Annotated in this window: 8 protein-coding genes; all 8 read right to left on the reverse strand. The window is 45.6% G+C overall.

Annotated elements, in window-relative coordinates; genetic code table 11:
- Window positions 1–102: 102 nt before the first annotated feature.
- Window positions 103–3,753: an S-layer homology domain-containing protein gene (locus DX130_RS16045; RefSeq protein ID WP_116047044.1), complete on the reverse strand. Its 3,651-nt coding sequence runs from the start codon at window positions 3,751–3,753 to the stop codon at window positions 103–105.
- Between the two features lie 101 nt (window positions 3,754–3,854).
- On the reverse strand, window positions 3,855–5,210 hold the full coding sequence (locus DX130_RS16050) for an FAD-dependent oxidoreductase (protein ID WP_116047046.1): 1,356 nt from the start codon (window positions 5,208–5,210) through the stop codon (window positions 3,855–3,857).
- 24 nt (window positions 5,211–5,234) lie between these two features.
- The gene (locus tag DX130_RS16055; RefSeq protein WP_206098830.1) at window positions 5,235–6,071 is read right to left on the reverse strand and encodes a carbohydrate ABC transporter permease; all 837 of its coding nucleotides are present in this window, start codon (window positions 6,069–6,071) and stop codon (window positions 5,235–5,237) included.
- Window positions 6,072–6,092: 21 nt separating this feature from the next.
- The gene (locus DX130_RS16060; RefSeq protein ID WP_240644531.1) at window positions 6,093–7,007 is read right to left on the reverse strand and encodes a carbohydrate ABC transporter permease; all 915 of its coding nucleotides are present in this window, start codon (window positions 7,005–7,007) and stop codon (window positions 6,093–6,095) included.
- A gap of 181 nt (window positions 7,008–7,188) precedes the next feature.
- Complete coding sequence (locus tag DX130_RS16065) at window positions 7,189–8,550, reverse strand: ABC transporter substrate-binding protein (protein ID WP_116047047.1); 1,362 nt, start codon at window positions 8,548–8,550, stop codon at window positions 7,189–7,191.
- A gap of 112 nt (window positions 8,551–8,662) precedes the next feature.
- Window positions 8,663–10,255, reverse strand: a complete 1,593-nt coding sequence (locus tag DX130_RS16070) for a response regulator (RefSeq protein ID WP_116047049.1) — start codon at window positions 10,253–10,255, stop codon at window positions 8,663–8,665.
- A 1-nt stretch (window position 10,256) separates the two neighbouring features.
- Window positions 10,257–11,996, reverse strand: coding sequence for a sensor histidine kinase (locus DX130_RS16075; RefSeq protein WP_165861316.1), 1,740 nt, complete (start codon window positions 11,994–11,996; stop codon window positions 10,257–10,259).
- A gap of 186 nt (window positions 11,997–12,182) precedes the next feature.
- Window positions 12,183–12,527, reverse strand: coding sequence for a P-loop NTPase family protein (locus tag DX130_RS16080; RefSeq protein WP_240644532.1), 345 nt, complete (start codon window positions 12,525–12,527; stop codon window positions 12,183–12,185).
- Window positions 12,528–12,544: the final 17 nt, after the last annotated feature.

Genomic DNA, 12,544 nt, shown 5'->3' on the forward strand with positions numbered 1-12,544 from the left:
ATCAACCCTATTTGTCCATGAGAAAAACCCCCTCCAAGCAAACGTTAGTGCTCTTCTTAAGCACTTGTCTACTCAAAGGGGATTATATGAAATACTTATCGCTTATTGCTCTTTTATTCGCAACATGACTACCGCAGCTTCCGCTCTAGTCATCGCTCCATTAGGCGCGAACTGATTGCCATTCCGTCCTTCAACAATGCCCAACTCTCGCAGCGCGTGTACCGCTTGCTGAGCCCAGGCTGGAATGTCCTGCTCATCAGCGAACGGAGTTGTCTCCCCTGGAGAAGCTAGCTTAAGCGCTCTTGCGATCATGGTTGCCATCTCTGCTCGTTTAATCTGCGTTTGTGGACGGAAGCTGCCATTCTCATTGCCGTTCACGATACCAAGTTGAACAGCTTGTGCTATAGAAGCTTTAGCCCATGTCCCAATCGCAGCTTCATCCGAAAACGCAACCTGCAAAGCATCGCTGGTTTCCTTCTTCTGTAGCAGATTCATGAGCATATGAACAAACTCCGCTCGAGTCACCGTTCTGTCAGGGCGAAACGTTCCATCCGGATATCCACTCACGATGCGCTGCTCGATAGCCCGCTTAATGGAGGCTGCAGCCCAGTGTGCAGTAATATCTGTAGGCTTGAACGTATCTGTCTGGTTCTCATTACCTTGTTCTGTATCCACTTCCTCTTCGTCCACTTTTTCTTCTTCGCTATTTGTTTGCTCGTTGTCATCAGACGGATTTGGATTAGGGCGGACTACAACCGGGGCCTGAACGATCACGACCGTTTCCGCATATAGACCTGTCAGAGCGTTCAAGGCACGAATCTTTACCTCGCCCGCTTTCAGCGCTTTTACTTCACCTGCTTCATTAACCGTTGCAATAGCGGAGTCACTGCTGCTCCACACTAGTCCAATGTCCGTTGCATGTACTGGTGCGAAAGTCGCTTGCAACACGGAGCTTTGACCAATCGATAGCTTTACTTGCTCTGGTTCTATATCGATTTCTGTTATTGGCGTTAATTCGAATCTAGCTGCGTCGGCCCGCAACGGACGATCATGAGCCGGATTAGCATCCTCCAGTATCACATAGCTAGCGGATCCAGCCGGCAATTGATAAATGCCCAGCTCCTGCCATGATCCTTGAAGCGAGAATTGATTCAGCTCTACCTGATCGATCAACTCATCATTCGAGTAAATCGAATATCGGGCTGCCGTCGTTGTATGTGCCGGCGTTCCTGGATTGCCTGGCAAATACACAGAAATCCGATAGTCGCCCGCCTGTGTCAGCTCTGGAGTCCATTTTGCAGATGCATCAGTAGGATGGGTAACTGCTCGCGAAATACCCCCATGATAACCTTTTAATACAGTAGAAGTGACCCATTTATTCGTCGGTGTACCCAAGCTGCCATTTTGCTCCGAATACCCGGTAGTATTGAAGTGGCTGTCTATGGTGACTGGAGAAATAATGGGATGATCGACTACTTTAACGGCTGCTTCAGCAGACTTGCCTGTTGCAGGATGGACAACAAGAATCGTCGTCTCGCCGGATTGAAGCGCTTTCAATTTACCTGCAGCATCAATGGCTGCTACTTCTGGATGAGAGCTTGTCCACACGACATCCCTATTCGTTGCATCAACCGGAGTAAAGATCGGCAAGAAGCTATATTCTTCTCCAGCTTGAATAGTAAGAGACTGTACCTCTAGCTCTATGTCTGTAGCCGGAATCAAATCAAGCTTTAACGCATCCGCACGTAACGGTCTATCATGCAGTTGACTGCTATCTTCGAGAACGATATAGCTGTTTGCTCCCCGCGGCATATCATAAATGCCAAGCTCCAGCCATTTCCCTTGTTCTTTAAATTGATTGATTTCGACTTCATCAACCTTCACGTCATTCACATATATCGAATACATCGCTTGTTGAGTCGTATGTGCAGGCGCTGCGGGATTGCCTGGCAAATAGACAGATATCCGATAAGGTCCAGGTACGGAGATGGCCGGCAGCCACTTCACCGAAGCGCCGGTTGGGTGTGTAACCGCCCTCGAACCGCGCCCGTCATATCCCTTCAATACAGAAGAAGTGACCCATTTGTTTGTATTTGTGCCTAGCGTGCCATTCACCTCGGCATAACCACCGTCAAAGAAACTGTAAAGCAAAGAAACAGGCTCTTCCATTTCAGGCACAACGTCATTGATTTCCGTCACTTGCCCCTTCACATAGAGGGGATCCTGCGTCAAAGAAAGGGTGACTACGCCATCTACTGGCTCCACTTGTGTACTGTTCCCCATCATATCCGTTACTTGAATAGCTTCTGTCGTATGCAGCTCAACCCCTGTGCCGGATGGCGCATACATGACGCGAATATCGTCAGTGCCGTTATTGAACTTGTACACGTAAGCGATGCCAGGAGCAACATCCTCGATTTCAACAAACTGTGCATCCGACAATTGTCTAATGATTGAAGCATACGAAACAAATGACGGCTTAGGCACATAAGCGCCCTTCACATCATTCGGATGACGGATCATACCGAAGGATCCTTCAAAGTCATTCGGAATCGTCGATCGATTTTGCAAATTATAAATGTTGATGGATTTAATGCCTTGTGTCAGAGCTGACGCCACTCTGCGAGCTGTATAATTGGCTTGAACATATTCATCGAAATTGAAATTGGTAAACCCGGTTTCCGATAGATTCAGTGGAATGACCTGATCATTGTTGTATTGTTTCATCAAATCTTTATGCTTCTCAATTTCGGTTATAATTTGCTCAGGCACTCGAACATAGGAATGGAAGGAATACTCATCCATATAATCAAGCGAGCCCTTCTCGTACAAGTCCTCCAAAAATGCACCGTCGCCAAACTCGCCGATATCAATACCGGAGAAAATAACATCCGGGTACAGGGGTTTCAACTCTTCATACGTTGTTTTGAGCAGATTAAAGTAAAATTCCGTTCTCTCTTCATCTGTCGTCAGACCTTTGCTGAATGATGGGATATCCGGCTCATTCCATACCTCGACCCACGTTACTTCAGGATAATTCTGCAGCAGTGCCTTCGCATAGTTGGCAAATGCCAGTCTAGCTTCCTCACTGGTAGGCGACAAGCCGTTATCATAGAGAGCATTGTATAAAGCCAGAGTCATAAAAGGCTTAATGCCATAAGCTTCTAACAGGCTGAGATACTTGTCGTGAAAGTCTTGAAACACATGCACATCCCTCGACAGCTCTACGTCTTCCCAACGAAAGGCATCACGCAAATATTTTACACCCAGCTTAGCCGCAATTGGAACCAGAGCCTCCGAGCTTTGAGCAATGATGTCGGTACGTGCGGCATGAGTTTGAATCGAAAATGGCGATTGTTCAATCGTACTGATATCGAAAGGAGCCACGACTGCAAATGACGTTTCCTTGCTCGTCAACACAACGCCGCTTTGCTTGGACGTAATGATCAATCGAAACCAGCCGTTGCGTGCCGGATCAACCGTCAGCTCAGCCGTTCCACCGGTAACCGCCAGCTGGCCGTCCTCCACCTTGACTCCCCAGTAGTCATAATAAACCCAATCTATTTCATCTCCTGAGGTGTTGATTTCGAAGCTCTTCACATCCGTGCTGTAAAAGATATTGCCCGTAACCTTCTGGACAATCTGCAAAGAATCCGCATGCGCTACATTCCCTGTCGAAACGATTCCCCAGCTCTCGAATCCAAACAGTAAGCATACGGCGAGTACCACAGAAATAACCTTGCGTTTAACCATGGCTTATGTTCCTCCTTATGATCATTTTACGTTGCTATTGAGGCTATAGCTTGCTCCTGATCCCACACTCACCCCCTTGAACAAAGTCCATCTTATACTTGTTAGTATAAGATGGCGCCACGCTTCAACAGCTCTTCCTGAACAAGTCCTGCCTTCACCTCACCCGGCGACATTGATTGCTTGACGGACAACGCGGCCGTAACGCCTGCTGCCTCGCCCAGCGCTATCGATATAGACATAACCCGCAGGGAACTGAACGCTTCATGCGTAGCGGAAATACATCTGCCTGCGGTGATCAGATTGCTTACCTTATCCTGCAGCAAGCAGCGAAGCGGAATATCGTAGGAGGTTCCCTTGCTTAGCTCTACATAATGAGTTCCTTGACCGGTCGGATCATGAATATCGATCATATAATGCGCTTGAGCTATCACATCGTCGAATTGCTTCAACTGAACAACATCTATCTCGGTTAAGGTGTAGCTTCCTCTTATTCTGCGGCTTTCGCGAATGCCTACCTGTGTGGCGACCCTTAGCAAGTAGCTTTGCTCAAACCCAGGAATATACGCCTTCAGAAACTTCACGCATTCTTCAATTTGATAGCGTCCTTCGATTTCTGCCCGGGTCAGGTCATCCGTCTTCGTGCCGTTCACTCCCTGAATGCGAGTCATATTCAAATACACCACATCCGGTCTGCCAGGCAACGTCCAAGCGATGGCAATCGATTGCCGAGGTACATTGAACAGGAAGCCATCTGCCTTCGCCTTTGCCACTCTCTCCTCCTGACCGCCGAAAATAACATGATGCATACCTGAGATATGACCATCAAACGGCGCTCCCTCAATTTGCTCAATCTCTCGAATGAGACGGTCCGCATTCACGCCTCCGACGGCAAACATCAAGGAAACCGGCTGCATCAAGCCGTCCGAAGCTCTGCCAATATCATAGGGAACACCCGCACGCGCGCACACATCCGCATCGCCCGTTGCATCAATATAAGTCGTGGCCCGAATGGCTTGCCGACCGGATTTGCTCTCTACGATAAGCGCCTCCACGCGATCCCCTTTCATCACCGCATCCACCACCCAGGTATGAAGCAATAGCTCTACACCGGCATCCAGCAAGGATTTCATATAATAAAAAGCTAACGCTTCGGGATCGAACGGCTCATAATTATTTGTCTTCACTAACGCGCCTTGCTGATACAGCTTCTCTCTCATCTCCTGATAGAGTCCACCGATGATCATTCGCTCCCCATCATGAAACCCGCTGGAAAATCCGGAGACAAGACTGTTCGTGCCTACCCCGCCCAAATAACCGTAGCGCTCAATCAGCAGCGTCTTGGCCCCGCTTCTGGCTGCTGCCAAGGCGGCAGCATATCCGGCAGGCCCGCCCCCCGCAACAACAACCTCCGCCTCTCTTATCACTTCAATAGATTGCTCAGGAACTCTAATGAACATAACTCGCACACTCCTTCGGGAAATTTATTTCAAGCCAGTATTCGAGATGCCTTCCACAAACCACTTTTGGAAGAAGGCGACGATCAGAATGAGTGGAACGAGCGCCGATACGGAAGCAGCCATCATCAAGGTATAATCTGTTCCGTTCTCATCCACAAAGTTGGTTAGCCCCAGCGGCAAGGTGTACAAGCTTGTATCGCGCAGGAAAATCAGCGGATTCTCATACTCATTCCATGTCCATGTGAACGTTAATATCAACAGGGAAACTAATGCCGGCTTCGCGAGCGGTATAAAGATTTGCCAATAGATCCGCCAATACCCCGCTCCGTCTACCTTGCCCGCTTCCAGCAGCTCACCAGGAATCGTCATGAAAAATTGCCGCATCAGGAAGGTGCCAATAACCGAAAAGATACCCGGCAAAATGATAGATAGATGTGTATTCACCAGACCTACATAGTCAAATACGATAAAGCGCGGAACAAGCAAAATTTGTGATGGAATAATCATCGTGGCCAAATAAAGCAGGAACAGGACATCTCTGCCTTTGAACTTCAGCTTGGCAAAAGCAAAGCCCGCAAGCGAACTGGTCAGCAATGAGCCGATTACAGTGATCACCGTAATTTTGATCGTGTTCCAATAGTATTGGGCGAATTGATATTTCTCTCCCCACACCGTCGCATAGTTGCGCAAATTGAATGTTTTCGGTATCCACTCGATTGGATAATTGAATACATCCGCCTGAATTTTGAAGGATGCGGACAGCATCCATAGAAATGGTGATAGTATGACAACGGCTAACAGCAGCATGGCGGAAGTTATGACCGTTTTCACAAACATGGAGTTCAGTCGTAGTTTTGTCATTGTCGTTAGTTCACTCCTTCATTAAAAATGCTGCTGCCATTTTTTCTGACTTCTCCATTGCACGAGAGTTACGATGAAGATCATACAGAACAATAGCCAGGATAAGGTTGCGGCATAGCCCATCTTGTAATATTGGAACGCCTGCAGGTAAATATGGTAAGCCATCACCATCGTTGAATTAAGCGGTCCGCCTTGCGTCATTACATTAATGACCGCAAATACTTGGAAGGTGGATATGATCAGCGTTATGGCGATAAGGAAGCTTGTAGGCTTCAGCATAGGCACCGTAATTTTGAAAAATTGAGTCGTGCGATTCGCCCCGTCAATAGAAGCAGCCTCATACAAATCCTTAGGAATTCCTTGTAATCCCGCCATATACAGAACGAGCGTATAGCCGATATACGTCCATGCGACGAGAATGATGATAGCGATCAATGCCCATTGCGGGCTGGCTAGCCAGCCTGGCGGATTCTCGATGCCGATATCGCGAAGAAAGGAATTGATCGGACCGCTTCTGGAATTGTAGAGCACGCTCCATACGATGGATACCGCCACTAAGCTGCTCACATACGGCAGGAAAAAGATCGTCCTTAGCATATTTTTCAAATACACAAACCGATTAATGACGACTGCCAGCATCAGCCCCATCACCATAGCTAATGGAACGGTAACCGCTGTAAATATCGCATTATTGATCAATGCTCTAGCCAAATATTCATCCTTTGCCATTCTAATAATATTGTCGAGTCCGGCGAACGTAAGCCCGCCAAATCCCTTTAAGTAGTCCCAATCCATAAATACGAGATACAGACTGAACAGCAAAGGCAATACGATGAAAAAGAATACCCCTAATAGATTAGGCAATATAAATAAATATCCCGCGATATTTTCCTTCATATCCTCTCTGAACAGCCTCGCTGTTGCTTTATTAAGCATGCCTATCCACTCCTCATGTTGAATATAGGCTTTATACTAATGACTTCGATCCTGTAATGAAACGTAGTATTTTAGGGGTTTTCCGTCTTTTTTTTAGCTAGTACATGAAAGTTCGAGCATAAAAAAACACCTGCTTATGACAATTGTCAAAGCAGATGCTTTTTTTTCATTAAGGGATGAATTATTTACTTTCAGCTTGAATCGCTTGATCCGCTCGCGCTTTCACTCGTTCCATCGTTTTATCCAGCGGCTGTGCATTCATCATATATTTCTCTGATTCTTCCGACAAGATTTTCGTCAACTCCGCATAAGCTACCGATTTCACTTGCTTAGGGAACACATAATCTATGCTCAGTACTTGCTTTAATGACTCCACATCAATCAAGTCCTCTGCTTCGCCTACGAACAACTCCACCAGTTTGTCCATATCCGCTTGCTTATTGGTCGGAATACGTCCGCCTGGAATCATCGCCGTATTGCCCTCTGTCAAATACCAAGAGATAAATGACATCGCTTCTTCCTTATTCGCACTCTTGCTGTTGATGGACATTAGATCATTGAAGCCCGCAATATTTACGTTTCCACCCTTCTCAAATTGAGGGTTTGGCGCAAAAGCGACCTTAAAGTCACGCGGGAACTCTTCCGTGTTTTTCACATAACGCATCAAATGCGTGCCGCCCAGAATCATGTTGGCTTGGCCAGTAAATAATTCACTATATGGTTTAAGATTATTGGAGATCGACTCGGGCCAGCTAATCATCGACTTCTCGTCATAAAGCTGTTTTTGAAGCTGCATGCCTTTCTCAACAGCGGCGCTGCCAAAGCTTGATAAGCCATCTGCGTCATAATAAGAGTCCTGTGGCTGGCTTAACGTCAACAAAATTTTCGGCAAAATTTCTCCCGGCGCTTCAATAAAGCTGCCAAATACATTCCCCGTAGTCAGCTTGCCCGCAAGCGCCACATAATCATCCCATGTCCAATCTACCGGCAATTCCTCTCCCGCCGATGTCAAGGCTGATTGATTCATTAGCACCATCGCAATTTGTTTCATAGCCGGCAAATAGAAGATTTGACCATCATGCTTAATGACATTATCTTCACCAATGACTGCTTCTACATCAAAACCTGTCTTCTGGATCAGCTCATCCATGGAAGCCGTCATGCCCGCATGCATTCTGCGGTTGAAATACGTTTCGCCATAGCTGATAAAGATATCTGGCGCATCGGTACTGCTAATCAAAGCCGTATCCAGCTTCGTATTCCCACTATCATCATTTACATAGCGTACATACTCGACTTGGATCCCTGGATTGTTGGCATTCCAGTTCGCAACGACATCGCCTGGGCCGCTTTCCTCTGGTACGCCGCCCCAAATTTTCAGCTTTACAACCTTATCCGTACCATTTTCCGTCGTCTGTTCCTTAGTGCCCGATCCATTGCTGCCTGTATTTGTTTTCCCATTACCGCTACTCGAGCATGCGCTCAATATCGTACTTAGTGCGAGCACACCAACAAGCATCATTAACAACATGCTTTTTCTCAAAGTTAGTCCCCTCCATATGGCTGTATTGGTTGTCGTCCATCGACATGTCAAGAATACCAAGCCGGTTTCCTTCTTTGAAGGGAATATTCCCCTATAAATCCGTCTCTTTCACTTATATATTAAAATAGATTTTTCTATATTCTTGAGGATAAATCCCCTCTATTTTCCTGAAAAATTTACCGAAATAATTGGAATCCGTATAGCCTACCGCCTCGGAAATTTCATAGATTTTCAACGTTTTATCCTTTAGCAGCTCCTTCGCCTTTTTCAGCCGATATCTAGTAATGGAATCCATAATCGTTTCACCGGTTTCCTTCTTATACAGTACACTTAAGTACGATTCCGAGTAGCCCACGGCTTTTGCCAAATCCATCAATTTAATATTAGTCGCGTATTGTTCCTTGATCGTCTGCGCCACTAGCTTGATCTCCGGACGCCATTGATGATTCACACAATGATTCAGATATTGAAAATAAACGTCAATCCACCCCTTCAGCCAAGACACGATTTCATCCATCGTTTCTGCATTGCGAATAGCCTGGAATGGAAATTTGCCTTGGTACGGCGCAATCGAATAGATATCCCCGCCAACTTCGCTTAGCGATTGTGAGAACGTATGAATAATCTTGATCCACTGCTCCTTAACCTCGCTTGGCTCCACCGCTCGATACTGCGACATTCGCACACCGATCCCGTTAATAAACATCTGAACGGCATCCTGATTGCGTTGCTCCAGCAATCTCGACAGCTCTTCATCGCTCCAGCTTATTCTTTCTGGGCTTTCCCCCGACACAGCTAGCGAATCCACATAAATAATCTTGTCGTCACCACCATAAAAGTTAAAGCTCAGCGCATATTCGCCTTCAGTGAAAGCTTTATGCACCTTATAAATATCGGAAAAAGATGCCGAGACGCCGCAGCTTATGGCCAGCTTCAAATACCTTTTCATGCTATCTCTGATTTCTTCCAGCAGCTTCTCAGAAAAGCTCCCTAACAGCAGGGAGAATCTCCCTGATTCCAGCAGAATCAGCTCCCCGCCTCCTCTGCCTCTCATGAGCTCCATCATGATATTGGCTACGGATTGAACAAGGAGCTTCTCGCTCTTTAATGTATTCGTTTCCAGCACCCCCTGATAGTTGTCGATTTGAAGCACCACGTTGCGGTAGCTTTCACTCTCAGGGAATTGAAATTCCTGCAGAACCTCCGCAATTTCTCGTTTACTGCAAGCTTTCGTAATGATGTCATAAAATCTTTTTTCGCGAATTTCCTTTTGAAACATTTCGATTTTGAAGTTCAATCGCTTCACTTGGCTTAGTTCAGAGCGTTCCTGTTCAATTTGCGCCTGTACCGCGCGAAGCTTATGGATAAGCTCTTGCGGCTCCATAGTCAGCTTCAGGACATAATCCATCGCCCCAAGCTGAAGCGCTGTTCGTACCATTTCAAAGTCATCGTGATTGGATAAAATGATGCTTTTAATAGAAGGATACAATTCCTTCACTCGGCGCAATAACGTCAACCCATCCATTTGCGGCATTTGAATATCCGTTAGCAACAAGTCACATTCCTCACGCTCCAAGATGCCAAGCGCCTCCACCCCGTTGGCTGCCTCCGCGATTAATTCAAACCCTTCCTCTTCCCAAGCTATTAACGTTTTCAAGCCTACTCTAACTAAGAATTCGTCTTCAATTATGAGCACCTTGATCACCTTATTGTTCTCCTCTCTGCAAAGGCAATTGAAGTGTCACTTCAAATCCCTCATTCTTGATGTTCCGAACGGTTAAACCATAGGCTACTCCAAAATGCAATTTGATGCGTTCATGGATATTTTTCAGTCCAATGCCGCTAAACTTGGAAACTGTAATCGATGCATGATGTTCCACACTGTTTTCGCCGGTTCCATCCCCTGCGCTAAGACTTCCCCCGCCGTTATCTCGAATCGAGATCGTAACTATCCCATCTTTAATGCCCCCATGAATCGAAATCAATAACGGGTCGTTTCGCCCATGAATAATGCTGTTCTCTACAATGGGCTGCAAAGTAAACTTCAAGATGGGCACCGCCAGAAGCTCCGATGAGAGATCTACCTCCAGGCGCACACTGTTATTGAATCTAAGATTTTGCAAGGATACATAACTGCTGAGAAAATCGATCTCTTCTGACAGCAAAGCTTGCTCCTTATCATTTTTCATCGAGTAGCTTAATAGCTTTCCTAGAGAAGTAATCATCTCACTAACATGCTCTGCGCCTGATAACTTGGCCGACCATTTGATCGATGTTAAGGTATTAAACAAAAAATGCGGCTTCACTTGGGCCTGTAGCGCTTGAAACTTAGCCTCTTCTTTTTTCTTCTGTTCTTCCGCGACATTTTTGACTAGTACACTTAAATTCGAGACCATATCATTGAATTTACGGCTAAGCAATACAAGCTCATCATCGCCTGCACCGATTGGAATCGGAGTAAAATTCCCGATGCCTACCTTGCTCATCGAGCTATGCAGCATCTTTAACCGCTTCATAATTCGCAGCATGATCATGATAAAGATAAAGCAACAGCACACTAACAACAGAACAAGCCAAAACATAGATTGATTGCGCAAGGATTGTAGCTTTTCGGAAAACAGATTGCTCGGTGTAGCTTCAATCAAGCTCCAGCCCAACTGATTGATGTGCTGCTCATTGATCAAAAAACGTTGGTCCAGCGCCGCATATGCCCCTTTGTTCCCTAGCAGCAGTTCCTGATCCTTCACTAAAAACAGCTTAATGCCGGTCCCTTCCTCAGCAGGCAGCTCCGCTATCATCTCAGGCAGCATCGAAGAAATTGGAACCGCTATCAAAACAATGCCGTAACCCTTGCCTGTACTGCCCGCTACCAGTCTTGTCATCGTTAAATAGGTTTCCGTCTTAGAGCCTTGTACAATACTCATATCCTGCTCGTTAAAGATATTCCATAGCGGTACGCCTTGCATAGCTTTCGTAGCCTCGAACCATGGTTCCAGCTGCATCTGCTCATAGATTTGATTAGATTGCTGCATCGTCCAGGTTGAGGTCAAATGACCTCTGAAATCGAAAACAGCCACATAGGCTTCCGTTTCCAATAAAAAGTCTCTAATGTTGATCATTTTTTTTGAAAAGGCTTTATATTTTTGAAAGGTGTCGTACTCGACTAACCAGCTTTTATCCGGTAATTGCAGGAACTCAATCATTTCTGGATCATTAATCATCAAATGCGAGGCTTGGTACATCCGTTCAGCAGTCGTATTCACCCGATCGGCTAACTTAGCCAGCATCTCGGCGCTAGATTGATGAACTTCCGTCATTAAGAGGCGATTGGAGGATTCATAATACAACATGACCGCAATTAGGATTGGGATCATAATTAAGATTAGGAAGGACAACAAGAGCTTTGTTTGAATGCGTGTCAAAAAAACCTTTAGCTTATGCACCATGCGAATTCTCCTCGGTCGTAGATGAACTGGCAGAAGCATCGACAAGCGCCCTTCATCATAAGGCGCTAAATAATTATACTACTTGTAGTATAATTGGGCCCGAATCAAGCGAAAAGGTTTTTTTCTATTGTTTATCTAGATTATTATTGGAAAACCGGACTCTGATTAAAATCGGCAACCGGCTGCTTAAAGATACTTCTGCATAAATGTCATAATTTCTTTATTATTTTTGACGATTGTTCTTTTTTCTGAATCTTCCTCTGTTAATTTCAAGATTTCTTTAATTCCTTCGTTATCGAATCCTCTGTTCCATATGAACAGCATGTCGTATAAATTCTTGAATGTTTGCTTATAATTGCTTGGCTCTAATCCTAGTCTTGTCCTAATGAACCTTGCTATTACCCTCATATTTCTTACATATTTATTAGGGTTAATTAAAAATATGCAATCAGCTTGCTTAAAGCTTTCCACTCCCCAATTATAATGTACGCCTTCTATAATCCATGCTTCTGTCAGTACTGCTTCATTCAATTTGAGGTCTCGAACTT

Origin of the sequence: Paenibacillus paeoniae (assembly GCF_003388735.1) — a bacterium.
In the GTDB taxonomy this organism is placed as follows: Bacteria; Bacillota; Bacilli; order Paenibacillales; family Paenibacillaceae; genus Pristimantibacillus; species Pristimantibacillus paeoniae.

Bases quoted from the DNA above. Each gene is read 5' to 3' on its own strand.
- DX130_RS16075 (WP_165861316.1), bottom strand. From the start codon at position 11,996: ATGGTGCATAAGCTAAAGGTTTTTTTGACACGCATTCAAACAAAGCTC.
- DX130_RS16055 (WP_206098830.1), bottom strand. From the start codon at position 6,071: ATGACAAAACTACGACTGAACTCCATGTTTGTGAAAACGGTCATAACT.
- DX130_RS16060 (WP_240644531.1), bottom strand. From the start codon at position 7,007: ATGCTTAATAAAGCAACAGCGAGGCTGTTCAGAGAGGATATGAAGGAA.
- DX130_RS16045 (WP_116047044.1), bottom strand. From the start codon at position 3,753: ATGGTTAAACGCAAGGTTATTTCTGTGGTACTCGCCGTATGCTTACTG.
- DX130_RS16050 (WP_116047046.1), bottom strand. From the start codon at position 5,210: ATGTTCATTAGAGTTCCTGAGCAATCTATTGAAGTGATAAGAGAGGCG.